This is a genomic window from Actinomyces sp. Z16 (assembly GCF_003111765.1).
GTDB lineage: Bacteria > Actinomycetota > Actinomycetes > Actinomycetales > Actinomycetaceae > Actinomyces > Actinomyces glycerinitolerans.
Map to the genome: position 1 here is coordinate 1,104,839 of NZ_CP027862.1, position 26,969 is coordinate 1,131,807.

Sequence of the window (26,969 nt, forward strand, 5' to 3'; positions counted from 1 at the left end):
ACTGCACCCCGGCGCGAGGATGGATGTGGATTGCTCGTGCTAAACCTCTTCACAAACAATGGACCGAGCGGTAGGATTGTGATCAGCGGGTGCTCTCCGGTGAGCGCACGTACAACCTGGCCTGACAGAAGGAGCTCACAGTGGAGCAGAACATGAACCAGTACGAGGTCGACCACCTGGCAACGGTGCGCGCGGGAGCACCCGAATCGATGGTCCTCCTCAAGGCCGACGGATCCTTCCCCCTCGCCGCACCCGGCCGCATCGCCCTGTACGGGGCCGGCGCGCGGCGCACCATCAAGGGCGGCACCGGCAGCGGCGACGTCAACTCCCGCCACGTGGTCACCCTTGAGGAAGGCCTTGAGAACGCCGGCTTCACTATCACCACCAAGCCCTGGCTCGACGCCTACGACGGCGTCGCCGAGGAGAACCACAAGACCTTCGTCGCCGACCTCAAGGCGCAGGCCAAGGCCGCGGGCCAGCCGGCCATCTACTTCGGCATGGGCGCCGTCGAGCCCGCACCCGCCTTCGACCTGCCGCTCGACGGCGACGGCGAGGCCGCCGTCTACGTCGTGGCCCGCGACTCCGGCGAGGGCAACGACCGCCACCCCGACGCCGGCGACGTCAAGCTAACCGACTCCGAGATCCGCGACATCACCGCGCTCGCAGCGAAGTTCGAGAAGTTCCTGCTGGTGCTCAACGTCGGCGGCGTCGTAGACCTGAGCCCGGTCAAGGACGTGAAGAACATCCTGCTGCTGTCCCAGCTGGGCGCCGCGATCGGTGACGCCTTCGCCGACGTCCTGCTCGGCAAGAGCTACCCCTCCGGCAAGCTCTCCACCACCTGGGCCGCCTGGGAGGACTACTCCACCGAGGGCGACTTCGGCGACCCGGACGACACCCACTACCGCGAGGGCGTTTACGTCGGCTACCGCTACTTCGACTCTGTCGGCACCGCCCCGATCTTCCCCTTCGGCTTCGGTCTGGGCTACACCACCTTCACCATCGGTGCGCCCGTGGTCAGCGCCGTCGGCTCCGAGATCACCGTCAAGACCACCGTCACCAACACCGGCACCCGCCCGGGCAAGGAGGTCGTCCAGGTCTACGTCTCCGTGCCCGCCGGCGACCTCGACCAGCCCTACCAGGCCCTGGCCGCCTTCGCCAAGACCGGCGAGCTCGCCGCCGGCGCCGCCGAGGAGGTCGCCGTCACCTTCGACCTGACCGACGTCGCCTCCTTCGACGCCGCCAAGTCCGCCACCGTCCTGGAGGCCGGCAACTACGTGGTGCGCGTGGGCGCGTCCAGCCGCAACACGGTGCCCGCCGCCGTCGTCGAGCTGCCGGAGACCGCCATCGTCCGCCAGCTCCATAACGCCCTGGGGGACCCCGGCTTCACCGACTTCAAGCCGGCCGCACCGGTCGCCGTCGAGGTGCCGGCCGACCTCCCGCGGCTGACCGTGGCCGCCGCCGACCTGCGTCGCGAGGACATCCACGCCCCCGTGGACCTCACCGACGCCCTCGACTTCGTCAAGGACCTGTCCGACGACGACCTGTCCTACATCGTCCTGGGCGACTACAGCGACGACGCCGAGAAGCAGTCGATCATCGGCCAGGCCTCGCAGGCACTCGTCGGCGCCGCCGGCCAGACCACCACCCGCTTCGAGGGACTGCCCTCGCTGATCATGCCCGACGGCCCTGCCGGCCTGCGCCTGTCCCCGCAGGTGGGTGTGGACGCCGATGGGCCCTTCGCGCTCGGTGAGGCCTTGGGCGGCCTGTTCGCCGAGCTCATGGACGACGAGTCCACCGCCGCGCTCGGTGGCGCCGCTGCCGCGCCGCGCACCCCGGAGCGCACCTACGAGCAGTACGCCACCGCCATCCCGATCGGCACCGCCATCGCCCAGTCCTGGAACCCCGAGCTGGCCGCCGCCTACGGCGACCTGGTCGGGGCGGAGATGGATCACTTCGGTGCCCACCTGTGGCTGGCTCCGGCCTTCAACCTGCACCGCACCATCCTGTGCGGACGCAACTTCGAGTACATGTCCGAGGACCCGCTGCTGGCCGGGCGCATGGCCGCCGGCATCACCCGCGGCGTCCAGGCGCACCCGGGGCGGGCTGTCACCGTCAAGCACTTCGCCTTCAACAACCAGGAGACGAACCGCCTGAACTCCAACAGTCACGTCTCCCAGCGGGCCGCTCGCGACCTGTACCTGCGCAGCTTCGAGATCGTCGTACGTGAGGCCCAGCCCCACGCGCTCATGACCTCCTACAACCTGATCAACGGCGTGCACACCTCCGAGTCCGCCGACCTGTTGGAGACCATTCTGCGCGAGGAGTGGGGCTTTGAGGGCCTGGTCATGACCGACTGGGTGGTCGACTCCATGGCCCGCACGGACCTGAAGAACCCGCGCGCCACCGCCTCGGCCACCATCAAGGCCGGCAACGAACTGTTCATGCCCGGCTGCGAGGCCGACCGGCAGGACATCCTGGCGGCCCTGCGCGGCGAGGGGACGGCGGCCGTAACGCTGACCCGCGCCGAGCTCGAGAAGCAGGCCGCCCGGGTGGTGCGCATGGCCCACCTGCTGGGCGACGTCGCCCCCGCCCCGGAGGTCTGAGCCGGCTCTCACCGGTTGCCCGGCCCGGGCCAGGGCCGGGCAATCTAGGCGGCGGATCTGCTGAAGCCGGCCGCCCGTACGGCGACCGGGCGGCACTGACAGGCCCCGGTGGGCACCCCCTCAGGTGTGTCCGCCGGGGTCGGCGCCGTGCCAGGATCGTGCCCAGGCCCGCCGACGCCGTCGTCGGCCCTGCGCCCCGGCGCGGAACAACCAAGCAGAACCCGAACGAGTCCCAAGGAGACCCCATGGCACTGACCCCCGAGGCGATCGAGACCTTCACCCGCCTGTTCGGCGCCGAGCCCCAGCCCAGCCCCACCGATCCCGAGCTCATGGAGACCCTGCAGAACCACATCTTCGGCGAGGTCTTCTCCGCCGGCGTGCTCACCGACGTCGAGCGCGAGCTGATCACCGTCACCTGCCTGGCCTCCATGCAGACCCTGCCGCAGCTGCGCGCGCACGCGGCCGCCGCGCTCAACGTCGGGGCCACCCCCGAGCAGCTGCGCGAGGTCATCTACCAGTGCCAGCCCTACATCGGCTACCCCAAGACCCTCAACGCCATCGGCGTGGTCAACGAGGTGCTCACCGAGCACGGGGTCGAGCTGCCCCTGGCCGGCGCCGCCACGGTCGCCTACGAGGACAGGGACGAGGCCGGGGCGGCCATCCAGGTCCCGCTGTACGGGGACGAGGTCAAGGCCGTCTTCGCCAAGTTGCCTGCGCCCTTCGACACGCAGGTGCCGCACCTGCTCACGGCCGTCGGCTTCGGCGAGGTCGAGTCCCGCGGGGTGCTGAGCGTGGCCGAGCGGGAGATCATCAGCCTGGTGGCCATCGCCGCCCTCGGCGCCGCCACCCAGCTGACGCCGCACGTGGCCGGGGCGATCAAGGCCGGCAACACCCGGCAGAAGGTCGCCGCCGCCCTGGTGCAGGCCATGCCCTACATCGGCGGCCCCTACGCCCTGACCGGCCTGGTGCTGGTGGCGAACTACGACCCAAACGCCTCCTCAGAGGCCTACCGGTGAGGTGACCGCCCCTTGGCTGGCTCGCTGCCCTCCCCTCACCGAGATCGGTTGATATAACCACCGAGATCGGTAGATGTTACGTACCGAGGTCGGTCGATATAACCGCTGAGGTCGGTAGATGTTACGTGCCGAGGTCGGTCGGTGTAGCCGCCTAGGCGTGGATGGCTGCATGGGCCGTGCAGATTGCCGCAGGGCGTAGGCGGGCTCGCGCTTGGCGGAGGGGTCTGCGCACTTGGCTGCGTCGTCTACTACGCTTGTTCGCGGTTTACTACGCAATCTCCCCCTTGGGTGTGCCGGTTGGTGGTTTGTTTAAGGGGCCCGGGGCATGCAGCGGACCGTCAACCGGCGTAGTAGGCGCGGTCAGCAAATGCGTCAGGCGTCCGACGGCAGCAGGAAATCGCCTCACGAGTCGCAAGCACCCTACGCGACCGGGAGGTGTTCGTCGCGTTTTCGCGGGTTCCGCAGTGCGGTCGCCGACTCAGATGCACGAGCCGTGGGCCGCAGAGTGTGACTTGCCTTGCGTGCGCCCGTTTCTGATTTCACCAGGACCCGGACGACAAGTCAGGTACGGCCGCCGCACCCCAGGACCCGAAGTTCTGGCCGCGATGCTGTGCCACGCCGCCTTGCAGGTGGAGCAACATACGCATGCGGCTTGCGTGTATGCTCTTTGTGGCACCCCACCCGTCAACGTTGATAGGCGTCATTAATGAGCGAGCAGCCTCCCATTTAGTTCTTCGAACTCCTTGGCATTCCCCGAGATGAGCCGAGCCGATACTCGATCAGGTTGAGTGGCAACCGGGGCTACGGTATCCCGGTCATCGAAGCCTACTATCAAGAGCGTGACGAGCTGATGCGGCACATAGCCAAGAGGCACTGGGCTGGCGACGGAAAGAAGGCGAAGAATATTAAGCAGGACAAAGTAATTCAGTTCATTCGGCTAGAAGAGGGTCGTAATGATCTTTGGCTGTTTATCGGCGTCTTTGCGCGCGGTGGGAGATATTGGTCTGACGGCGATGAGCTCTATCGACTCGACGAGGATCTGCGGCTCGCTCCTCTCGCGGCGCGGTTGGTTGCAAGATATAGGCGTGAGCCGGGTTATACGGGTATCGACTTCGACCTCTCCAACTCGAAGCATCTTGAGGGCTTCGTCGATAAGATGACGGTTGTGCGCATTGCCGATTCTCCGGTATCAGCAATGCCCTTCCCGGGGTATGACAGGGTGCGGCTCTCCCACTCCCAACTGCGGGTGGCCGTTGAGGATCCGAGCTGGCGTGCCGCGCTCGGAAGCGTCCAAGCGGTTTACCTGCAAACCGATAAGCGCAATGGCTGGCATTACGTCGGTTCTGCCTATTCGCGGCACGGTGGCGACCGTGGCCTGCTGTCCCGCTGGTCTGCGTATGCAGATGGCGACCACTCTGGAGGTAACAAGCGGCTCCAGGAGTTGTCTCCGGAGTACATCGAGCAGAATTTCCAGTACTCGATCCTGGAGATCTTCGACATGCACGCAACCGCGAAGGACATCATTCACCGCGAGCACTGGTGGATGGATACTCTGGGATCCGTCTATCGCAGCGAAGATGACGAGCCCCACGGCTACAACTCTGTGCCTGAGCGCGAGCGTGAGGCCGCGGGTGAGGGCTAAGGACGGGCGCCGGCCCCTCCGGCGCCCGGCGCTCCGGGCTGCGGTGCGGCCGGTTAACGCCTCTGAATTCGTGTCGGACCTGCGCCGTACTCTGGCTTCATGACCGACATGGAGGACTTCGTGCCGACGCCAACGATGGATCGCGATCAGGATCGAGTGCGGCGTGCTCGCGAGCAGGCGCGGCTTTCGGGACGGATGGGTCTGCTCGGCTCCGAGTGCAGCTTGGTTCCGGCGCAGCTCATGGACCCTGTCACCGCACCGGTGGTGATCAACCAGGCGAGCGTGGCGGTAGCGATCGTCTCCGCGCAGTCGCCGCTCGCACATGCCCGCGACGCCGTGGCCGACAGCGACCTGCGCGGCGCCACGCTCGTGGTGCCGCCGGACCTGAGTGATGCGGAGCTGGCCACCATGGTCGTCAACGCCCTGGGCGTTCCCGCGCCTCAAGCCGCTTGAACGTCGTCGTCCCCGTCATTGCCGGAGCCCAGGCGCCCGGCCCGGCCGATCCCTCGACGTCGTCGGCCTCGCTGCTCACTCGAGTACGACTGATACTCGCCGGGCATGCGCCGGTCGGCCCGGAGGGCGCTGGCGCCGGACCAGGCGGGCAAGACGGCGCGCTGCCCGAGAAGACGATCATCCTTCACGCCGACGCGGTGGCCGGCCCCGAGCGCGCCCAGGCGCTGATCCACGTAGCCGATGACGTCGTCGGACCCATCGACTGGGAACGCTGGGCCGCCGTGGGGCGCAAGGCGCGCACGGACCTGGAAGCCTTCATCGCCGACCAGCTGCGCCTGCGCCGGACTGACTCGTGGATCCGCGCACTCCTCACCGCGCTTGAGCGCGACACCGGCATCGTGGGGGAGCGGCGAGTGGCCGAGGAACTCACCGTCCAGGCCGTCCTCACCGGCAATCTCCTGCGTGAGCCCTCCGGCCTTACCGCGGCGGAATACCGCACCAGCGGGCCGTGGAACGTCGAGAGCATGCGCTCGTTGCTTGACCTCATTGAGGCACCGACGCCCAGCGAGTCGATTCGCGAGCTGCTCGCACCACTGGAGGAACTGCGCTCCCTGGTCCAACGTCGCAGCTGGATCGACTCCGACCGCCATTTCCGCACGGCGCTGTTCGACGAGTTCGTCGCGAACTTCCTCAATCCCGTCTTCCCCGAGGCCATGAGCAGGATCAACGCCCCTCTGCCGGATGCGCTCGCCGACGCCCTCACATGGGCCGCCGACGAGATGGCTCTGCGCTACCTGCGCCCCTTCGGGCTGCGCAACCCCCAGCACGCCCACGTCCTCGACCCGATGACCGGAGCGGGCGAACTTCTCTCACGCTTCTACATCCCCGGAGCCGTCAGCCAGCAGACGGCGAAGACCATGTGGCCTCGCGGCGATGCGCACACGATCAGCCCCGGCGTCATGTCCAGGTACCTCACCAACACACGAATCGAGATCGCTCAGGAGGCGCAGGGCTGGCCGACCCAACCGGGCTGGAGCCCCTTCGCCGACGCCGAGCTCCAGCTGCCACTGCGGGTCCTCGCCGATCCCCTGCTCCTGGACCTGCCGGCACTCGGCCCGGCGCCGCAACGCCTGTACGCCACCACCTACCCCCTCCAGCCCACATGGTTCGAGCAGGACGAGTTCGACAAGGCCACCATCTGCCACTACCCACCCCGCGTAATCGTCTGCAACCCGCCCCGCGGGCAAGCGGCCGCCGAGGTACGGGAATCACGGTACGCCGCCCTGGACGCCAGGCTCGCCGCCGCATACGACGCCGCCGGAGCTCCGACACCGGCCAATATGGACACGCGCATACTGACCTGGGCGTGCGAGCACATCCCCGACTACGGCGTTATCGCCCTCGTTGTCAGTGCGGCACTGATCGAGGGCCCTGAATACGCCGGGCTCCGGCGCCGCCTGATCGCGCAGATGGACAGCGTCCGCGTAATCGATCCCCGCGGAGGCGCGGGCGCCACGGCGCCTTACCAGGACACCGTCCTCCTCATCGCCGCCCACGCCGGTGAACCGAACGACGAATGCGCCGTCCTGTACCACCGCGGATTGCCCGACCCGCAGAACTGGGAGCAGGGATGGCAGCCGATCGCGCCAGAGAGCGGCGCCGCATGGAGCCTGCCTCGACCGCCCGTCCAGCACCCGGCCTCCTAACAACTCGCGCAGATGGCGGCGCAGCAGCCGGGCCGATCACTCGCGCCGTCGCCGATCCGCCCGCCGGCGGCGCCGTCGATGGCGCCCTCGGGCCGCTACCGGCGGGCGTGGGGACGCGAGTACAGTCAGAGGCTGTGCCACCGGCCACGAATTACCTCTGCGCTTTCGACTCCCCGCTGGGCCCCATGACGCTCGCCATCGCCGCGGGGGAGGGGCTGCCCGACGGCGGGGCCGTCGTCGGCGTCTGGTTCGACGGGCAGCGCCACGACCGCGCCGGACTCGCCGACGACGCCCGGCCCGTGGCCGCGGGCGACCCGGACGAGCCCGCCGCACTGGCGGCCGCACGGGCCTGGCTGGAGCACTACTTCACCGGCGATGACCCCGGCCCGACCCCCGACCTGGCGCCCGGCGGCACCGACTTCCAACGGCGCGTCTGGGACCGGCTGCGCACCATCCCGCGCGGGCAGACCACCACCTACGGGCGCATCGCCGCCGACCTCGCCGCCGCGACCGGCCGCCCCACCTCCGCCCGCGCCGTCGGCTCCGCCGTCGGCCGCAACCCGGTCAGCATCCTCGTGCCCTGCCACCGTGTGCTCGGCGCCGACGGGTCCCTGACCGGCTACGCGGGCGGGCCCGAACGCAAGGCCGCCCTGCTGCGGCTGGAAGGAGTGATGATTGCATGACCCGTTTCCCTCCCCGGGATAGCCCCCGCCTACGGCGCGAGCGCCTCGACGTCGTCTCCCAGGGCGCTCCCATGGAGGGCGTGCTCACCCTCCCGGACGCGGCGGGCGACGGCGTCGGCGCCACTCCCGAACGACGCCTCCCGCTGGTGATCTGCTGCCACGGCTTCACGGACTCGCTGCACGGCACCGCCGACGTGGCCGACCACCTGGCCGCCCTCGGCCTGGCGACCTACCGCTTCACCTTCAACGGCGGCTGGGCCGGCGCCGACATGACCGGCATGAGCGTGCTCACGGAAGTGGCAGACCTCGAGGCCGTGCTCGATGCCGCACGCGCGGGCGCCGGGGCCGACTCCGGCCCCTGGGCGGGCATCGACCCGGAGCGCATCGCCCTGCTGGGCAAGTCACAGGGCGGCGCCGTCGCCATGCTCACCGCCGCCCGCCGGCCAGCGCAGGTGGCGGCACTGGTCGCCTGGTACCCGGCCCTGTGCATCGCCGACGACCTCCACCGGGGCCTCGGCTCGCTGGACGGGGTGGGCGAGACCTTCGCCTGGATGGGGCAGCGCCTGGGGCGCCGCTACGCCGAAGACGTGTGGGACCTCGACGTCTACGCGCAGATCGGTAGCTATCCCGGACCGACGCTCATCATCCACGGCACCGACGACTCCCTCGTCCCCGTCGCCTACGGCGCACGTGCCGCCGAGACCTACACCGACGCCCGCTTCCTGCCCATCGACGGGGCAGACCACGGCTTCCACGGTGCCGACCTGATGAAGGCGCTGGACGCCACCGCAGCCCACCTGCGCGCCGTCGGTCTCGGGGACGGCGTCCGTGCGTGAGGCCGGCGGCCGGGTGGGAGCCGTGGTGGAAGACGAGACGAACGACTACCTCGCCCGCGAGCTGACCGCACGTGTGCCCGCCACGGGCGCCGACCCGGGCGGGCTCGTCCACGCCCTGGCATACGTGCCCCGCGCCGCCGCAGCCGGGCGGGTGCGCGCCCCGCTGGTGGTGTGCTGCCACGGGCTGGGGGAGTCCGGGCTGCGCGTGGCGCCGGTCGCCCAGCGCCTGGCCGCCGCGGGCGCCGTCACCATCGCCCCCAGTTTCCGCGGGGGAGGAGCCCCGACGGCGGGCCCCACCACCGCCATGACCATCGCCACCGAGCTCGCCGACCTGGAGGCCGTGCTGGGCACGGCCCGCACCTGGCCCTTCGTCGACGCCGCTCACACCGCCCTGTTCGGCCGCAGCCAGGGCGGGCTGGTGGCGATGCTCGCGGCCGCCAACCACCCGGCGCAGATCGCCGCGCTGACACTGTGGTACCCGGCGCTCGCGGCCCCGGCCTCCCTGCGGCGCCGCTTCGGGAGACTCGCAGCGGTGCCGGAGACCTTCACCTCCCGGGTCGACGGTCGCGACATCATCCTCGGGCGCGACTTCGCCCGCGACCTGTGGGGCCGGGACGTGGAGGCCGCCATGCGCGGCTACCGCTCCCCGGTGCTGCTGGTGCACGGCGACGCGGACGCCGACGTGCCGCTCGCCGTCTCGCAGGCGGCCGCCCGCACCCTTCCCGACGCCCGCCTGGAGCGCATTTCGGGGGCGGGCCATGGCTTCGGGGATGCGAACTACGAGACGGCGGTGGGGCGGACCGTGGACTTCCTGGTTTGGGCGGGCATCCTGGACGACTGAGGCCGAGGCCGCCGGCCGGTGCGGGCCGGGCGGCGCTGGACCGGAGATGCACGGCTGTGGGCTGTACCCTTGCCCAAAATACCTCGAATCGCCATAATCGCCCGGGTGACTACCACCCCGCCGACTCCGCCGCTCGACGCCGCCAACCTGGCCCGTATTGACCGCCTCGCCGAGGCACTGGCCGGCGCGGACGCCGTCCTCGTCGGTGCCGGCGCCGGGCTGTCGGTCGCCGACGGCGACGCGCACGCCGGCCCCGCATTCGAGGCGCGCTTCGCCGACTTCCACGCCGCCCGCGGCATCACCGACGCCTACTCCGGCGGCTTCTACCCCTTCCCCACGCCGGAGGAGAAGTGGGCCTTCTGGGCGCGCAATATCCTCCTCCAGCGCTACGAGTCCGGGCCCGGCGCCGTCTACCGCGACCTGTACGCCCTGCTGGACGGGCGCGACTTCTTCGTGCTGACCACCAACGTCGACCACCGCTTTCAGAACTCCGGCTTCCCCAAGGACCGCCTGTTCTACACCCAGGGCGACTACGGCCTGTTCCAGTGCTCCGTGCCCTGCAGCCAGGACACCTATGACAACCACGACGCCGTCGTCGCCATGGACGCCGCCGAGCGGGCCGGAGCCGCCGTCGGCACCCCGATGCGCGTGCCCACACACCTGCTGCCCACCTGCCCGCGCTGCGGTGAACCCTTGACCACCAACCTGCGCTCGGACGACACCTTCGTTCAGGACGCCGGCTGGTACGCCGCCGCCGAGCGCTACGTCTCCTGGGCCGACACCCATCAGACCGGGCGCGTGCTCCACCTCGAACTCGGGGTGGGTATGAACACGCCCGGCATCATCAAGTACCCCTTCTGGCGACGCGTGCACACCAACCCCGAGGCCACCTATGCGGCGCTGTCACTGGAGCCGGGCACGCCCCGCGAGATCGCCGACCGCTCCATCCTCATCGACGCCGACCTCGGTGCCGCGTTGGCGGCCCTGCGCGAGCGGCTGATTGTCTGAGTCCGGGACAAACGAGCTTTTGGCCGCTGATCGTCGGTCACAGATCGTTGGAATCATGCGGTTTCTGAATCGGGGCGGGGCGCCAGGGCGGGTGTTTGTCCCGGTTTGTGACAATGCTCGGACGATGAGCCACGTGACTGGGGTCGGCGGGGGCGGAGCGAAGGAGCCGGGAAGCCGGTGTTTGCAGCACGGCTTTGTTGGTTCTTTCAGGAAAACGGCATAGGGTTCGGGACTCGACCCCCGCTCCGGAGTGCCCATGCTTGAGCTGCACGAGATAACCAAGTCCTATCGCACCGCCTCACTCGACCAGACCGCCCTCGACGGCGTGACCGTGTCCTTCCGGGACAATGAGTTCGTCGCGGTGCTCGGCCAGTCCGGCAGTGGCAAGACCACCATGCTCAACATCATCGGCGGCCTGGACCACTTCGACTCCGGGGATTTGGTCATCGACGGCGTATCCACCAAGGACTACCGCAGTCGCGACTGGGACGCCTACCGCAACAACCGCATCGGCTTCGTCTTCCAGTCCTACAACCTCATTCCGCACCAGAGCGTGCTGGCCAACGTGGAGCTAGCCCTGACCCTGACCGGCGTCTCCCGCGGGGAGCGGCGCCGCCGGGCCCTGGAGGCCCTGGATCAGGTGGGGCTGTCCGAGCACGTGCACAAGCGACCGAGCCAGCTCTCGGGCGGCCAGATGCAGCGCGTCGCCATCGCCCGCGCCCTGATCAACGACCCGGAGATCCTGCTGGCCGACGAGCCCACCGGCGCCCTGGACTCAACCACCTCCATCCAGGTGATGGACCTGCTGCGCGAGGTCGCCTCCGACCGGCTGGTCATCATGGTCACTCACAACCCCGAGCTCGCCCACGACTACGCCACTCGCATCGTCGAGCTCGCCGACGGGCGCATCACCTCAGACACCGCGCCCTACACGCCTGCGGCCGACGACGCCCGCGAGGCCCGGCCGCCGCGGCGCACTCGCATGGGGCCGCTCACCGCCCTGTCGCTGTCCTTCAGCAACCTGATGACCAAGAAGGGCCGCACCCTGATGACCTCCTTCGCGGGGTCCATCGGCATCATCGGTATTGCCCTGATCCTGGCGCTCGCCAACGGGGTGAACGCCTACATCGCCCGCACCGAGGAGGAGACCCTCTCTTCCTACCCGCTGCAGATCGAGCGACTGGGTATGGATTACACCTCCCTGATCGCCCAGGCCACCGAGACCACCACACAGGACGACCTGCCCGACGGCGTGGTGGGGGAGCGGCGTGCCCTGAGCAACATGCTCGGTTCGGCCAACACCAACGACCTGGCCTCTCTCAAGTCCTACTTCGACGCCGACGGCGGCAACGTCTCCACCTACACCAACGCCATCGAGTACCTCTACGACGTCACCCCGCAGCTGTATCTGCCGGTCGACGCCGACTCCGCCGGACAGATGCCCACCCAGGTCAACCCGGATACGGCCTTCTCCAGCTTTGGAGCCATGACGGCCACCATGCAAATGACCGCCTTCCAGCAGCTGGCCACCGATACGGATCTGTACGCCGACCAGTACGAGGTCGCCGCCGGCCGCTGGCCCACCGCGTACAACGAACTGGTCATCGTCCTGCCCGAGGACGGCCGCATGAGCGACCTGACCGAGTACGCGCTCGGCCTGCGCGAGCACAATGAGCTGGAGCAGCTGGTGCAGACCTACGTGTCGGGGATGGCGGGCAGCCTGCCCGGCGCCACCACGACCGGCGGCGCAATGGCCGCGGATACCGCCGCCGACTCCACCGCGAGCGCGGCAGCAGACGCGACAGCGGGGCCGACCGCCACCGCCGGCGCGACTTCCACCGCTACCGCAGGCGCAGGCGACTCCGCCGACCCCGATGCGGAGCGCACCTACGCGTACAACGACCTCATCGGCCGCACCCTGAGCCTCGTGCCCGCATACGAGCACTATGCCTACGACGCCGAGTACCAGGTGTGGACCGACAAGTCCACCGACGCCGCCTTCATGTCCGATCTGGTTGCCGACGGCGAAACGATGACCGTGGTCGGGATTGCGCGCGCGGAAGGCACCCAGGCTTCGCTCGTCCCCGGGGTCTACTACACCCCCGCGCTGACCGAGCACCTGGTGGAGCAGGCCGCCGACTCCGAAATCGTCAAGGCCCAGCTCGCCGACCCGGAGGTGGACGTGTTCACCGGCAAGACCTTCGCCGAGGAGGCCGACGCCACCGGGGACACCGAATTCGACTTCACCAACCTGTTCGATATCGACGAGTCCCAGCTGCGGGCCGCCTTCCAGATCGACTCCAGTGCCCTGGACCTCTCCGGCATGGACCTGTCGGGCATCGACCTGTCCGGCCTGGACACCACTCAGATGGACTTCTCCGGCCTGGACCTGTCCGGTCTGGCCAATGCCCAGCCCGACGTGGACCTGTCGGCCCTGGACCTGTCGTCACTGAGCCTGACCGACCTGGAGCAGCAGTTCCCCCAGCTCGTCGACGTCGACTACGTGACCCTGATTACCCAGGCCCTGTCCGACGGCGTCATCAAGGAGGGGGCGGACGAGCAGGTCGCCACCATGATGAACGGGCTGATCGCCGGATTCACCGACTACTACGGCGAACACGCGGCCGGTGAGAACCCCGACGACCCCGACGACGACCCCGACCTGGGCACGCTCGTGACCGACTACCTCTCCCAGGAGGACGTGCAGCGCACCATCGCGCAGACCCTCGGCTCCGATGACGTCATCGACTCGACCAAGCTCACCGAGAACCTCACCACCGCCCTGGGATCCGACCCCGCCGTCGCCGATATCTCCGACGCCGTGCGCGACCAGCTGGTGGCGGAGATCGGTTCCCAGGTGGCCGGGGCCGTCACCAGCTCCATCACCAGTGCCCTGTCCAGCGCCGTGCAGCAGGCCATGGCCACCGCCATGAGCCAGATGATGACCGCCATCCAGACGCAGATAACCGCCCAGATCGAGGCCGCCACCACACAGTTGGCCACCAACCTGGCCGACGCCGTCAGCGTGGACCCGGACGCCTTCGCCCAGGCGTTCCAGTTGGACATGACTCCGGAGGAGCTCAGCCAGCTGCTCAGCACGCTGGTGACCACCGAGCCCGCCACCTACGAGACCAACCTGACCGCGCTGGGCTGGGCGGACCTGGAAAACCCCAGCGAGATCGACATCTACCCCAAGGACTTCGAGTCCAAGGATGCGGTCAAGCAGATCCTGGACGACTACAACGCCACGCAGGTGGCCGCCGGCGATGACGACAAGGTCATCACCTACACCGACGTGGTCGGCGTGCTGATGAGCTCGGTGACCCGGATCGTCAACATCATCTCCTGGATGCTGATCGCCTTCGTGGCCATCTCCCTGGTGGTCTCCTCCATCATGATCGCCATCATCACCTACATCTCCGTGCTGGAGCGCCGCAAGGAGATCGGCATCCTGCGCGCCGTGGGCGCCTCCCGCTCCGACATCCGCCACGTGTTCAACGCCGAAACCGTCATTGAGGGGCTCATGGCCGGCCTCATGGGGGTGGGCATCACCCTGCTGGTGAGCCTGCCGCTGAACGCCTTCATATACGGGCGCTTCGGGGTGGAGTCCATCGCCCAACTGCCGGTGCGCGCCGGCATCATCCTGGTGCTCATCTCCGTGGGGCTCACGGTGCTGGCCGGCCTGATCCCGTCGGGTAAGGCGGCCCGGGAGGACCCGGTGGAGGCGCTGCGCTCTGAGTGAAGTCCATTGCGCGTAGCGCCGACGATGACCGGTACAGCCCTCCGGTAGGCTGCCCCTGTGAGTGACAGCACGACCATCGGCTTCGGCGGGCGCGAGAACCCGATCATGCTGCAGGGATTCGCCTGGGACATGGCCGCCGACTCCAGCCACTGGCGCTTCCTCGCGGACAATGCCTCCCTCATCGCCGACTCCGGCGTCACCGCCATCTGGCTGCCGCCCGCCTACAAGGGGCAGGCCGGCGTCAACGACGTCGGTTATGGCGTCTACGACACCTACGACCTGGGCGAGTTCGACCAGAAGGGCACCATCCCCACCAAGTACGGCACCAAGGACGAGTACGTCGCCGCCGTCGCCGCCCTGCGGGCCGCCGGCATGACCGTGCTGGCGGACATCGTCCTGAACCACCGGATGGGCGCCGACGGCACCGAGGAGGTGCGCGCCACCGAGGTCGACGGCGCCGACCGCCGCAAGCCCGTCGCCGACCCGACCACCATCACCACCTGGACCCGCTTCACCTTCCCCGGTCGCCACGGCACCTACTCCGACTTCACCTGGGACCACACCTGCTTCCTGGGCACCGACTGGGACGAGCGCACCCGCCGCAACAGTGTGTGGCTGTTCGAGGGCAAGGAGTGGAACGAGGACGTCACCGATGAGCGGGGGAACTTCGACTACCTCATGGGTGCGGACGTCGACCTCAACAACCCGCGCGTATCCGACGAACTGATCAGCTGGGGGCGCTGGTACCTGGAGACCACCGGCGTCGACGGCGTGCGGCTGGATGCGCTCAAGCACATGAGCCGCGAGTTCTACCGCCGCTGGCTGCCCGCGCTGCGCGAGGCCACCGGGCGGGAGGTCCCCGCCGTCGGCGAGTTCTGGTCCCGCGATGCCGAGGAGCTGTGCGCCTACCTGGGCGAGGAGCCGATCATGAGCATGTTCGACACCCCGCTGCACTACCGGCTGTACCACGCCTCCTTCAAGGACCGCTTCGACCTGTCGAAGATCTTCGAACGCACCCTGGTGGAGGCCGACCCCGATCACGCCATCACCTTCGTAGAGAACCACGACACCCAGCCCGGCCAGTCCCTGCAGTCATTCGTCGAACCCGGCTTCAAGCCCGCCGCCTACGCGCTGATCCTGCTGCGGGAGGCCGGCACCCCCTGCGTGTTCTGGGGCGACCTATTCGGCGCCCCGGAGACCGGCGACATGTCCGCGTGCCTTGAACTGCCCCTGCTCATGCGGCTGCGCCGCAGCCTCGCCTATGGCCCGCAGCACGACGTCTTCAACGCCGCCGACCTGGTCGGCTTCGCCCGCGAGGGCGACGACGCCCACCCCGGCTCCGGGCTCGCCGTCGTCCTGTCCACCGGTGTGGCCGCCAGCAAGCGCCTGTACGTCGGCGCCCGACACGCGGGGGAGCGGTGGATCTGCGCGATCGGCGGCCACGGGGCGGTCACCATCGGCGGCGACGGCAGCGCCGAGTTCTCCGTCAGTGAGACGGGGCTGTCGGTGTACGTGCCCGCCTCCGCCCGCCCGATCATCGACCGCGGCATGACCCGGCTGGTCCGCGTACGCTGAAGACGCGGCCCGACGCCGCCGCATCGCGCTCAACCGCACTCAAGGAGGAACCATGCCCACACCCGGCAAGCTTGCCACCGACAAGAAGGTCGCCGTCCTGATCGCCGCGGGCCTGGAGGAGGTGGAGGCGCTCGCGGTGGTCGATGTGCTGTTCCGCGCGGGCATCCGCGCCGACCTGGTAGCCGTCGGCGACTCGCTCACCGTCACCTCCTCCCACCAGGTGGTGCTCACCTGCGACGCACTGCTGGCGGAGGTGGACCTGGCGGACTACGACCTGGTGTTCCTGCCCGGCGGCATCCCCGGCACGCCCAACCTCAAGGCCGACCCGACCGTCACCGCCGAGGTCACCGCCCGTATGCGCTCCGGCCGGCCCGTGGCCGCCATCTGCGCCGCCCCGTCGATCCTGGCCGAACTGGGGCTGCTTCAGGGGCGTGACACCACCTCCAACCCGAACTTCATGAAGGTTCTGGCGGAGCACGGCGCCCGCACCAGCGAGGCCGCGGTCGTCGTCGACGGCGAACTGATCACCAGCCGCGGCATGGGCACCGCCATCGAGCTCGGCCTGGAGATCGTGCGCCACTTCCTGGGCGACGACGCCGTCGAGGCGGTCAAGCGCGGCATCGTCTACCAGCACTGACGACGACTCCGCCCCGCAACCGACGGGCATAAGCCAGCCGGCCGCGGGGTGGCATCAAAGCGGACCGGCGCCCCGCCGTCGTCGGGCAGGCCGTCGTCCGGCGGTCAGATGTAGATGGTCGGGTCGAGCATCAGCTCGGGGTCGGTGCGCGGGTCGCGGGCCCGCGCCGGCACTCCCACGCCGACGTGATCGGCGGGCAGGTTCTTGACCAGCACGGCATTGGCGCCGATCTTCGCGCCGTCCTCCACGGTCACCGGCCCCAGCACCTTGGCGCCCGCCCCGATCTGCACGTTGTTACCGATGGTGGGGTGGCGCTTACCCGGGTTCATGGACACCCCGCCCAGGGTGACGCCGTGGAACATGAGCACGTCATTGCCGACCTCAGCGGTCTCTCCGATCACCACGCCCATGCCGTGGTCGATGAAGAAGCGTTCACCGATCTTGGCGGCCGGGTGAATCTCGATTCCGGTGGCGGCGCGGGCCGCCTGGGACAGCGCACGCGCCGCGAAGTAGTGGCCGCCCTGCCACAGGCGGTGGGCGGCGCGGTGTGCCCACAGCGCGTGCACGCCCGGGTACAGCAGGGCCACTTCGAGGTTCGAGCGTGCCGCGGGGTCACGGCGTCGTGCGGTCGCCAGATCCTCCTTGGCGATCTCGATGAACGACCGGCTGGGCTTCTGCATGGTGCTCCTTGGACAACGGCCTGATGAGGCTGGACAACAGAGAGGGACATCGGGGCTGGAGGACCTCGGCAGCGCCACGAAGGACGTCTCACCTGCGATGATCCGTCCGGACAACGTCGGTGGCGGCATCCCTGTTCCCGGGCACCGCCACCGACGCCGGACCGTATCCGAATCCGCTGCCGGACATGACCGAAGGCGGGTCGGCGGGCGGCCGTTGACGTCGTGGCCGCCCGCCGACTTGCAGGCTCAGGTACTCAGTTCAGGTACTCGGCGTACAACGGCGTCGACAGGTAACGCTCACCGGTGTCCGGCAGGACGGTGACGATCGTCTTGCCCTCGAACTCCGGGCGCTGCGCGATCTGCGAGGCGGCGGCCAGGGCCGCACCGGAGGAGATACCCACCAGCAGTCCCTCCTCGGCGGCGGCACGGCGGGCGTAGTCCAGCGCGGTGTCGGACTCGATGTGCAGCAGCTCATCCCAGATGGACTGGTCGAGCACCTCGGGGACCACGTTGGGGCCGATGCCCTGGATCTTGTGCGGCGCGGCCTTGCCCTCGCTCAGCAGCGGGGACTCGGCGGGCTCCACACCGAAGATCTTCACACCCGGGATCTGCTCCCGCAGGACCTGACCCACGCCGGTCAGGGTGCCACCGGTGCCGATGCCGGCCACGAAGGCGTCGATCTTGGAGTCGGTGGCCGCCAGAATCTCCTGTGCGGTGGTCTCCCGGTGAATGCGCGGGTTGGCGGGGTTGGTGAACTGGGAGGCGAGCACGGAGTTGGGGGTGGCGGCCTGGAGCTCCTCGGCGCGCTTGACGGCCCCGGCGACACCGCCCTCGGTGGTGAGTACCAGCTCGGCGCCGAAGGCGCGCATGATGGCGCGACGCTCCTTGGACATGGTCTCCGGCATGGTGATGATCACCCGGTAGCCGAGCGCGGCGCCGACCATGGCCAGGCCGACGCCGGTGTTGCCGGAGGTGGCCTCGATGATGGTGCCGCCGGGCTTGAGGTCGCCGGAGGCCTCGGCAGCTCGGACGATCGCCAGGGCGATGCGGTCCTTGACGCTGCTGGCGGGCTCAAAGGCCTCGACCTTGGCCAGGACGGTTGCGGGGGCGCCGTCGGTGACGCGGTTGATGCGGACCAGGGGAGTGGAGCCGACCAGCTCGGTGATGTTGTTGGCGTATGTCATGGCTGTTCCTTAAGTCTTGAAAGTGCGGGGCGCCGCTCCGGCAGGGGCGATTAGCGAATACGGGTACACCCAGAGCCTGGAGGGCGTTTGAACGTTTGTGGGGAGGGGCGCTTCCCGCGCCCGAGCGCCGGGCATGCGCGCAGCAACGCGCGCACAGTGTCATGGCCAGGCGCTCTATCGACACTGGCAGCAGCAGAAGGACATCTCGCACATGACGTTACCGACCGTCATGGGGTCCTCCTCATTACCTGGTGCTGCCAAAACCTGCGGAGCTTCACCGGCGCCGAGCGGGCGCCGTGATCCGCTGAAGCCACAGTAGTGCCTGCGCCGGCGCGGCTGTCAAATCATCCGCATGGTGAACTTCGCTTCATCGCGCCTGCCCGTGTACACAGCGCGTACCCGTTGGTCCCGTTGATCAAAGCGCGCTCCCGTAGGCCCGCCCTGCCAGTACAGAGGCGGACGGAGCCGGTAGGAGTCACGCTGTGGACAGGACGTCTCAGCGGCGGGTGCTGGAGTCGCTGCGTGACTCCGGTCAGGCGGCGGGTAGAGGAGTCTCAACCACCCGGCTGCCGGCCGGCTCGGCATGGGCGGCTCCGCCGGTCAGCGCGGCCAGCTGCTCGGCGAGCGCGTCGGCGTCGGCGGTGGGCGTGGACAGGGTGAGGACGGCGTGGGTGGCCTGCCACTGCGCGTCCTCCACCCCGATGTCCTGCGGGCCGCCCTGCCCGCGCAGTTGGGCCTCCAGACGGCCGGCGTCGGCGACGGGCACCCGCACCTGCCACAGGTGGCGAGTGGCCAGGCGCACCCGGGACGCGGCGTTCAGCGCGTCGGCGGCCGCCTGCGAGTAGGCGCGGGCCAGGCCGCCGGTGCCCAGCAGAGTCCCGCCGAAGTAGCGGGTGACCACAACCGTGGTGTTGACCAGACCCGTGCCGCGCAGGACGTCCAGCATGGGGCCGCCGGCGGTGCCCGAGGGTTCGCCATCGTCACTGGAACGCTCGATGGGCTGGGCGCCGGGGACCGACACGGTGAAGGCGCTGCAGTGGTGGCGGGCGTCGGGGTAGCGGGAGCGGACGGAGGCGATGAAGGCGCGGGCGGCGGCCTCGTCGTCGGTGCGCGCGGCCCGTCCCAGGAAGTGGGAGCGCTTGACCTCCAGGTCGGTCTCCGGCTGCTCGCCGCGTGACAGCGTGACCACGGCGTTGGCGGTCGCGTAGTCGGCGTTGGAAGCGGGCACGGCGGTCATGGCGTCATGTATAGCCGCTCGGGCGCGGCGGCGTGGGTGCGACGGTACTTGTGGGCGGGACGGGACTGATCTCACACGTCCGGCAGGGCGCCCGGGCTGGAACGGAATCCGGGCGAACCGCTAGGGTGACCCCTGGTCAACTATCCTTCGGGTTGTCCGTGACCGGACGGCCCTTCGACTTTGAGAGGAGCGGGCTCATGGCAGTGCCGAAGCGGAAGATGTCCCGCAGCAACACCCGCAATCGCCGTTCGCAGTGGAAGGCCAAGCTGCCCGAGCTGCAGACGGTCACCGTTGCGGGGCGCAAGGTGGCGGTGCCCGGTCGGCTGTCCAAGGCCTACCGGACCGGCCTCATCGAGTACTGATATCGCCGCCGTCCCGGCATCGCCGGCGACGAACCGGCAATACGGCGGGCCCAGGCCCGTCCAATGCGGGTGTAGCTCAATGGTAGAGCCTCTGCCTTCCAAGCAGATGGCGCGGGTTCGATTCCCGTCACCCGCTCGGTGAACGCGCGGCCGCCCCGGACTCCGGTGGCGGTCGCGGGCGTTTACACGGGGTGTGGCGCAGCTTGGTAGCGCGCCTGCTTTGGGTGCAGGAGATCGTGGGTTCAAATCCCGCCACCCCGACGACGAGGACACCCACGAGCTCGCTCGTGAGGTGTCCGAGGAGGAAGGGGTAACAAGGCCGTCAGGTCGAATACCCCGACGACGAGGACACCCACGAGCTCGCTCGTGAGGTGTCCTCGCGTCTACTGCGAACTTTCGCCTCCTGGTACGAGCTTTAGCACCCAGCCATGACGAAGCAGTTCCGCATCCATACGAGCTTTCGCTCCCTGGTACGAGCTTTTGCACCCTGGTGTACGGGTATTTGCCGCACACCAGGGTGCAAAACGTCGTAGCAGGGCGCAAAGTGTCGCAACAGGCACCGCGGGCGCGGGTCACGGGTGCGGCAGTGGTCATCATCGCGGTGCAAAGGTGTCGCAACAGGCACCGCGGGCGCGGGCTCGCTGCTCAACACCAAGGCGGGTTCTCCGGGCTCTGCTCTGCCGGGTGATCGCCTACAGTCGTCACTGTGTTGTCGGGCCTATTGATTGTTGCCGGCGTCGTGGCTGCCATCGGATGCATAGCACTGCTGCCGGGGAAACGACGCGCAGCGGGCGTGGCGCTGTCCGGCGTGCCGCTGGTTGCCGGCTTCATCTGTGGGCTGCTGAACCGGCACAACCCCGCCGCGCTGCCGATCGGCCTGCTAGTCGGAAGCCTGAGCAGCTTCGACGCACTCGCAGTGGGGGTGCTGCGCGGCGACAACCGCCACGGCACGGGCCTGTACCGGCTTCGCCGGGCGAGCGCCGGGGTCGCGCTGATCTACGTTGGGGTCGCGCTGATCTACGTCGCGATCGTGGTGACGACCTATGCAACGTCGGCCGACGCATTGCGGGACGAACGGGGCGAGCCGCTGTTCATCATCGCGAAGCCGGCCAGCCTCGTGGCACTCGCACTGATGTTTGCCTGCATGCTGTTGTCAGCCGACGCCTTTGACAAAGGGCATACTCGCGTCTGCATCGGGTGGAGTGCACTCCTGCTCCCGCTTGGCTGCATGCTCGTCCTGCCCATGGGACTCGACCCCCTGCTGCCTCCCGTGGGACTTTTCATTGGAGCTGCCTACGCCATGTTTACGCTCCTGGTCGGGCTGCTCCCGCCCCCAGGGCAGACCACGTCCAACATTCACCATCTGCGCAAGGCGCACGTGCTGGCCTTCCTGGGCTACCTCGGCATCATCGTGCTGTGCGCGGTGTACGTGATCGTTTGGCGGCAGCTCACTCGGTAGCGGGCGCCCTGGTCTTCGCGTTGCGGCGCCTCGGCTGTCTGCTACGAGCTTTCGCTCCCTGGTACGAGCTTTTGCACCCTGGTGCACGGGCATTTGCCGCACACCAGGGTGCAAAACGTCGTAGCAGGGCGCAAAGTGTCGCAACAGGGTGAAGGCTCGGGGCGCGATCCTCCGCCGTTACCTGGCTCCTACGCCGCCGGCTCGCCCACCGCGGCCGCCAGCGCCTGGATCTGTGCCGGCGTGGTGCGGCAGCAACCGCCGACGGCGCGGGCTCCCAGTGCCTCCCAGGCGGGCAGCGCGCCGGCCAGGAGATCGTCTCCGGGTCCTGCGCCGCCGCTGCCGGGGGCGGCGCCGCTGCCAGAGCCGACATCGTCGGCATCGCTGTCGGCGCTGCCCGTACCAGTGCCGACACCACCGCCGGTCGTGCTGCCGCCCGTGGACCAGGTCTTGGCCTCGGCGTCATACTCCTCACCCGAGTTCGGGTAGACGACCAGCGGCAGGCTGGTGAGGTCGGCGAGCAGGCTCAGCGCCGTCGTCGCCGACTCCACCCGGGTGCAGTTGACTCCCAGCAGGCGCACCTGCGGGCAGGCCTCCGCCCAGGCGACGACGTCGTCGAGCAGCGTCCCATCGCGCAGCGCCGTGGCGTCGTCGCGCACCGACAGCGACAGCCACGCGGGCACCTCCGGCGCCACTTCGGGCAGCAGCCCCAGTAGCGCGTGGATCTCCGGTCCCTGCGGCATCGTCTCCAGGGCCAGCACGTCCACGCCCGCCTCGGTCAACAGCCGCAGCCGCGGGCGGTGGAAGGCGCGGAACTCCTCATCCGTGTGCGTGTAGGCGCCGGTGTACTCGCTGCCGTCGGCCAGGTAGGCGCCGTAGGGCCCGACCGAACCCGCCACCAGGCCGTGGCGCCCGGTGGTCGCCGCATGTTCGTCGCGGGCCCGGCGTGCCAGACGCACCGCCTGCCGCACCATGTCCTCGGCCTCGGCCTGACTCAGGCCCGCGCGCCGGTAGGCGTCCAGATTCGCCTGATAGGTGTTGGTCGTGGCCACGTCCGCGCCGGCGGCGAAGTAGGCGCGGTGCACGTCCAGGATCGTGTCGGGCGCGTCGCGCATGGCCAGCGCGGACCACAGCGGGCCGGAGGTGTCCACGCCCCGCTTCTCCAATTCGGTGGCCATTGCGCCGTCGAGGACGATCGTCCCCCGCTGTGCCAGTAACCTCGTAAGCACATCACTCAAACCGAGTCGCCTCCCGACCCTGTTGTCGACTCCTCGCCCGCCTACATTCGGCGGCCCACCTACCCTAGCCGGGAACGTCCCGGAATCGCTCACCCCAGGAACGCCATGGCCACCACACCCGACGCCGCCAGCAAACACGACCGTCTGCAGCGCAAGATGAGCTCGCGCCACCTGACCATGATCTCCTTCGGCGGAGTCATCGGCACCGGCCTGTTCCTCTCCTCGGGCTACACCATCAGCCAGGCCGGCCCACTGGGCACCGTGCTCGCCTACTCCATCGGCGCGCTGCTCGTTTACCTGGTGATGCTGTGCCTGGGGGAGCTGAGCGTGGCCATGCCCTGGACCGGCGCCTTCCACGTCTACGCCAAGGAGCTGATCGGCCCCGGCACCGGGTTCGTGGTGGCGGTGCTGTACTGGCTGACCTGGACCATCGCGCTCGGCTCGGAGTTCACCGCCGCCGGCGCCATCATGCGCCACTGGTTCCCCACCACGCCGGTGTGGATGTGGGCCGCCATCTTCATCGTGGTGGTCTTCGCCTCCAACGTGTTCTCGGTGCGGGTGTTTGCCGAGGCGGAGTCCTGGCTGGCGGGCGTGAAGGTCTTCGCCATCATCGCCTTCATCGTGCTCGGTACCCTGGCGATCGTCGGGGTGATCCCCATGGCCGACGGCTCACCCGCGCCGGGCCTGGGTGGCCTGATCCGCGACGGCGTCTTCCCCAACGGCTTCGGGGCCGTCTTGACCACCATGCTTACCGTGAATTTCGCCTTCTCCGGCACCGAGTTGATCGGCGTGGCCGCGGGGGAGACCGCCGACCCCGGCCGCAACATCCCGCGCGCCATCCGCACCACCCTGGTACGGCTGACCGTGTTCTTCATCGGCTCGATCGTGGTCATGGCCGCGCTCATCCCCTGGCAGGAGGCCGGCGTGAGCGCCTCCCCGTTCGTCACCGTGCTGGACATGATCGGCGTGCCCCACGCGGGCGACCTCATGAACATCGTGGTCGTGACGGCCATCCTCTCGGCCGCCAACTCCGGCCTGTTCGCCTCCACCCGCATGCTGTGGTCGCTGGCCAACGAGGGGACCGTGCCGGAGATCGTCGCCCACACCACCATGCGGGGCGTGCCCGTGGTGGCGCTGGCTCTGTCCATGTTGGGCGGACTGCTGGCTCTGCTCAGCTCCGTGGTGGCCGCCGACACCGTCTACCTGGCGCTGGTGTCCATTTCCGGACTGGCGGTGGTGATCGTGTGGATGGCGATCGCCGCCTGCCAGTTCGTCTTCCGCCGCCGCTGGCTCGACGCCGGGTACATCCCCGCCGAACTTGGCTACCGCACCCCCGGCTACCCGTGGGTGCCGCTGGCGGCCTTCATCGGCTCGGCCGCCTCCTGCATCCTGATCGTCTTCGATCCCGGTCAGCGCTCCGCCCTGTACTGGACCGTGCCCTTCGTGGCCCTGTGCTACGCCGGACACGCCCTGGCCCTGCGCCGCGGCTGGGTGAAGGCCTGACGCGGGCGCGTGCGACGGCGGCGGCCCGCGCCCTAGGCTGACCTCATGCCCTCATATCGCACCATTCTCACGGTCACCAACCTGCTGCCCGGCCACGGTCCGCAGGACGTGGAGGCTGCGGCTCGTGCCGCCGTGACCGCCTCGACGACGTTGGAGGCCTTCCAGGTCGACGTCGTGCGCGGCCAGCCGCGCGTCACGATCCGATTCACCGGGGCCGACGACGCCGATGCTCGCGCCGTCCACCACCGCACCGTGGCCGGGGTGCGGCGGGCGGCGGTCGTGCCCGCGCAGGTGCTTGCCAAGGTGGTGGGCGGGCGCAGCGTGCCCATCGCCCTGGAGGCGTGAGTGTGGCCGACGGCGCGGCGGAACCGGCCGCTCGTGCGGCAGCATGGCGGGGCCGGCCGCTCGGGGAGGCGATGGCGCTCCTCTCGGGGGCGCGCGTCGACATCGCCGCATTCGGGGCGCCCGCCGGCGTCGGCCGGGAGCGGAATGTGAGCAGTTCCCGCCGCCTATGGGCGGGCTCATTTGTCACCGGGCCGCGACCGTGCCCTAGGATGGCCCGGAATTGACGCCACACCAGGGCGCCTGCGAGGCCTGCCGGTCCCGCACCTTCCAGTCGATTTACACATTCGGAGTAGAACCCCGTGAAGAGCACCGTCGAGAACCTTGACCCCGCGCGTATCAAGCTGACCGTGGAGGTCCCCTACGAGGAGCTGGAGCCGAGCCTCGACGCCGCCTACAAGGAGATCGGCTCGCAGGTTCAGATCCCCGGGTTCCGTCGCGGACACGTCCCGCCCCGTGTCATCGACCAGCGCGTCGGCCGTGCCTCCGTCATCCAGGAGGCCGTCAACAACAAGCTGCCCGACTTCTACCGCGACGCCCTCAACGACTCCGGCCGCGTGCCGCTGGGCCAGCCGGACATCGAGGTCACCGAGTTGGTTAACGTCACCGGCCCGCAGGGCGGCCAGCTCGCCTTCACCGCCGAGGTCACCGTGCGCCCCGAGTTCGAGCTGCCCGAGCTGGGCGGCATCGACGTGACCGTGGACGCCGTCGAGATCACCGACGCCGACGTCGACACCGAGCTGGACAACCTGCGCGCCCGCTTCGGCTCGCTGAAGTCCGTCAAGCGCGCCGCAAAGACCGGCGACTTCGTGACCATCGACCTCAAGGCCGTCATCGACGGCGAGGAGGTCGACTCCGTGTCCGGCGTGTCTTACGAGATCGGCAAGGGCAACATGCTCGAGGGCCTGGACGACGCCCTGGTCGGTCTCAAGGCCGACGGATCCACCACCTTCACCACCAAGCTTGCCGGCGGCGAGCACGCGGGCGAGGAGGCTGAGGTCACCGTCACCGCCACCGCCATCAAGGAGCGTGAGCTGCCCGAGGTGGACGACGAGTTCGCCCAGATGGCCTCCGAGTTCGACACGGTCGAGGAGTTGCGCGAGGACCTGCGCGCACAGGCCGCCGAGCGCAAGACCGGAGACCAGGCGATCGCCGCCCGCGACGCCCTGCTGGAGCAGCTGCGCGACGCGGTCTCCTTCGACGTGCCCGAGTCCGTGGTCGAGGACGAGATCAAGCAGCACCTGCAGGCCGAGGGCAAGCCCGAGGGCGACCCGCACGCCGACGAGATCCGCGACGACGTCACCTCCGGCGTGCGCGACCAGATCCTCCTGGACGTGCTGGCCGAGTCCCTGGATGTGTCCGTCACCCAGGACGAGCTCCTGGAGTTCCTCATGCAGACCGCCCAGCAGTACGGCATGGAGCCCGCCCAGTTCATGCAGGGCGCGCAGCAGGCCGGCCAGATTCCGGCCTTCGTCTCCGAGATCGCCCGCAACAAGTCCCTGGCCATGGCCCTGCGCCACGTGACGGTCAAGGACTCCAACGGCGAGGCCGTGGACCTGACCGAGTTCATCGGCTCCGACGAGCTCGACGCCGAGGCGGCCGCCGAGGCCGGTGCCGCCGCCGCGGCCCAGGCCGCTGAGGACGAGGTCGTCGTCTCCCCGGCCGACGCCGACGAGGCGGCCGACTCCGGTTCCTCGGCGTCCTCCGCCTCCGCGGACAGCGCCGACGACGCCGAGTGACGTCCACCCGTAACGCTCAGTGAGGGGCCCGCGCCGGAAGGCGCGGGCCCCTCACGCATTACGGCTTCTTCGTGTTTGCGGGTGTGGTGGGGTGGTTGGTGCGCGTGTCTGGAGTGCCGGGTGTGTGCGCCGGGCGGCCCGGCGCGGGCACGCGCGGCACGCTCATTCGCGGCGCGTTTCTAGAGATTTGGCGTAATTACGCGGATAACACATCAACCGGTGAACAGTGCGGCCGGCTCCCATGTGCGGTGATCCCCGCGGCGCACATGGGAGCCGATGGGCCTCCTTCGACCCAAAACCAAGAACATTGAAATACCAGGCAAAACCCGCCGACCGGTCGGAGCGGCAAGGTGATTGAGCGTGCGCCACCCCCCGGGGCACTCACCCGACCGGCCCCTAACCACCCGCCGACCATCCCCGGCCAACGCCAACATTCACCCATACACGCCCACCGAACCCGCCCTACCCACCGAGCACACCCCAAAC

The 26,969-nt window shown here is 69.2% G+C and carries 21 protein-coding genes and 2 tRNA genes; 19 read left to right on the plus strand and 4 right to left on the minus strand.

Annotated features, from left to right (window positions below):
• Window positions 1-152 precede the first annotated feature (152 nt).
• From C3B71_RS04550 to C3B71_RS04605, 12 genes are all read left to right on the plus strand, one after another.
• The gene (locus C3B71_RS04550) at window positions 153-2,603 is read left to right on the plus strand and encodes a glycoside hydrolase family 3 protein (RefSeq protein WP_181574874.1); all 2,451 of its coding nucleotides are present in this window, start codon (window positions 153-155) and stop codon (window positions 2,601-2,603) included.
• 245 nt (window positions 2,604-2,848) lie between these two features.
• Window positions 2,849-3,619: a carboxymuconolactone decarboxylase family protein gene (locus tag C3B71_RS04555; RefSeq protein ID WP_108966421.1), complete on the plus strand. Its 771-nt coding sequence runs from the start codon at window positions 2,849-2,851 to the stop codon at window positions 3,617-3,619.
• Between the two features lie 784 nt (window positions 3,620-4,403).
• Window positions 4,404-5,261: a GIY-YIG nuclease family protein gene (locus tag C3B71_RS04560; protein WP_199912579.1), complete on the plus strand. Its 858-nt coding sequence runs from the start codon at window positions 4,404-4,406 to the stop codon at window positions 5,259-5,261.
• A gap of 99 nt (window positions 5,262-5,360) precedes the next feature.
• Window positions 5,361-5,714, plus strand: a complete 354-nt coding sequence (locus tag C3B71_RS04565; RefSeq protein ID WP_111890670.1) for a hypothetical protein — start codon at window positions 5,361-5,363, stop codon at window positions 5,712-5,714.
• A complete protein-coding gene (locus C3B71_RS04570; protein ID WP_108966425.1) occupies window positions 5,711-7,420 on the plus strand; it encodes a hypothetical protein in 1,710 nt (569 codons plus the stop codon). Before C3B71_RS04565 ends, C3B71_RS04570 begins: the two co-directional genes overlap by 4 nt.
• Window positions 7,421-7,605: 185 nt before the next feature.
• A complete protein-coding gene (locus tag C3B71_RS04575; protein ID WP_108966427.1) occupies window positions 7,606-8,103 on the plus strand; it encodes a methylated-DNA--[protein]-cysteine S-methyltransferase in 498 nt (165 codons plus the stop codon).
• Window positions 8,100-8,939, plus strand: a complete 840-nt coding sequence (locus C3B71_RS04580) for an alpha/beta hydrolase family protein (RefSeq protein ID WP_108966429.1) — start codon at window positions 8,100-8,102, stop codon at window positions 8,937-8,939. Before C3B71_RS04575 ends, C3B71_RS04580 begins: the two co-directional genes overlap by 4 nt.
• Window positions 8,932-9,780 carry an alpha/beta hydrolase family protein gene (locus C3B71_RS04585; RefSeq protein WP_108966431.1) on the plus strand — a complete coding sequence of 283 codons (849 nt, stop codon included), beginning with the start codon at window positions 8,932-8,934 and terminating at the stop codon, window positions 9,778-9,780. The genes C3B71_RS04580 and C3B71_RS04585 overlap by 8 nt, the downstream gene beginning before the upstream one ends.
• A gap of 105 nt (window positions 9,781-9,885) precedes the next feature.
• Window positions 9,886-10,788 (plus strand): SIR2 family NAD-dependent protein deacylase, encoded by a 903-nt coding sequence (locus tag C3B71_RS04590; RefSeq protein WP_234416103.1) that lies wholly within the window; start codon window positions 9,886-9,888, stop codon window positions 10,786-10,788.
• Between the two features lie 256 nt (window positions 10,789-11,044).
• Window positions 11,045-14,530 (plus strand): ABC transporter ATP-binding protein/permease, encoded by a 3,486-nt coding sequence (locus C3B71_RS04595; RefSeq protein WP_108966434.1) that lies wholly within the window; start codon window positions 11,045-11,047, stop codon window positions 14,528-14,530.
• 105 nt (window positions 14,531-14,635) lie between these two features.
• Complete coding sequence (locus C3B71_RS04600; RefSeq protein WP_108969555.1) at window positions 14,636-16,105, plus strand: alpha-amylase; 1,470 nt, start codon at window positions 14,636-14,638, stop codon at window positions 16,103-16,105.
• 52 nt (window positions 16,106-16,157) lie between these two features.
• Complete coding sequence (locus C3B71_RS04605) at window positions 16,158-16,742, plus strand: DJ-1 family glyoxalase III (RefSeq protein WP_108966435.1); 585 nt, start codon at window positions 16,158-16,160, stop codon at window positions 16,740-16,742.
• Window positions 16,743-16,846: 104 nt separating this feature from the next.
• On the opposite strand, the gene epsC is transcribed toward C3B71_RS04605, so the two are convergent.
• From epsC to C3B71_RS04620, 3 genes are all read right to left on the minus strand, one after another.
• Window positions 16,847-17,422, minus strand: coding sequence for a serine O-acetyltransferase EpsC (gene epsC, locus C3B71_RS04610; protein ID WP_108966437.1), 576 nt, complete (start codon window positions 17,420-17,422; stop codon window positions 16,847-16,849).
• Window positions 17,423-17,676: 254 nt separating this feature from the next.
• The gene (gene cysK / locus C3B71_RS04615; protein WP_108966439.1) at window positions 17,677-18,606 is read right to left on the minus strand and encodes a cysteine synthase A; all 930 of its coding nucleotides are present in this window, start codon (window positions 18,604-18,606) and stop codon (window positions 17,677-17,679) included.
• Between the two features lie 532 nt (window positions 18,607-19,138).
• A complete protein-coding gene (locus tag C3B71_RS04620; protein WP_181574872.1) occupies window positions 19,139-19,843 on the minus strand; it encodes an IMPACT family protein in 705 nt (234 codons plus the stop codon).
• A gap of 197 nt (window positions 19,844-20,040) precedes the next feature.
• On the opposite strand from C3B71_RS04620, the gene rpmF reads away from it, so the two are divergent.
• The 4 genes from rpmF to C3B71_RS04640 all read left to right on the plus strand — a co-directional run bounded on the left by rpmF (window position 20,041) and on the right by C3B71_RS04640 (window position 21,664).
• Window positions 20,041-20,205 carry a 50S ribosomal protein L32 gene (gene rpmF / locus C3B71_RS04625; RefSeq protein ID WP_073327314.1) on the plus strand — a complete coding sequence of 55 codons (165 nt, stop codon included), beginning with the start codon at window positions 20,041-20,043 and terminating at the stop codon, window positions 20,203-20,205.
• Window positions 20,206-20,270: 65 nt separating this feature from the next.
• Window positions 20,271-20,341, plus strand: a tRNA-Gly gene (locus C3B71_RS04630).
• 51 nt (window positions 20,342-20,392) lie between these two features.
• Window positions 20,393-20,466, plus strand: a tRNA-Pro gene (locus C3B71_RS04635).
• Window positions 20,467-20,911: 445 nt separating this feature from the next.
• Window positions 20,912-21,664 carry a hypothetical protein gene (locus C3B71_RS04640; protein WP_146752413.1) on the plus strand — a complete coding sequence of 251 codons (753 nt, stop codon included), beginning with the start codon at window positions 20,912-20,914 and terminating at the stop codon, window positions 21,662-21,664.
• A 188-nt stretch (window positions 21,665-21,852) separates the two neighbouring features.
• On the opposite strand, the gene mmuM is transcribed toward C3B71_RS04640, so the two are convergent.
• Complete coding sequence (gene mmuM / locus C3B71_RS04645) at window positions 21,853-22,890, minus strand: homocysteine S-methyltransferase (protein WP_234416202.1); 1,038 nt, start codon at window positions 22,888-22,890, stop codon at window positions 21,853-21,855.
• Window positions 22,891-23,055: 165 nt separating this feature from the next.
• On the opposite strand from mmuM, the gene C3B71_RS04650 reads away from it, so the two are divergent.
• The 3 genes from C3B71_RS04650 to tig all read left to right on the plus strand — a co-directional run bounded on the left by C3B71_RS04650 (window position 23,056) and on the right by tig (window position 26,483).
• Complete coding sequence (locus C3B71_RS04650) at window positions 23,056-24,402, plus strand: amino acid permease (protein WP_199912614.1); 1,347 nt, start codon at window positions 23,056-23,058, stop codon at window positions 24,400-24,402.
• A gap of 45 nt (window positions 24,403-24,447) precedes the next feature.
• Window positions 24,448-24,747 carry an FMN-dependent dehydrogenase gene (locus C3B71_RS04655; RefSeq protein WP_073327308.1) on the plus strand — a complete coding sequence of 100 codons (300 nt, stop codon included), beginning with the start codon at window positions 24,448-24,450 and terminating at the stop codon, window positions 24,745-24,747.
• 299 nt (window positions 24,748-25,046) lie between these two features.
• Window positions 25,047-26,483 (plus strand): trigger factor, encoded by a 1,437-nt coding sequence (gene tig, locus C3B71_RS04660; protein ID WP_073327307.1) that lies wholly within the window; start codon window positions 25,047-25,049, stop codon window positions 26,481-26,483.
• The last annotated feature ends 486 nt before the right edge of the window (window positions 26,484-26,969 follow it).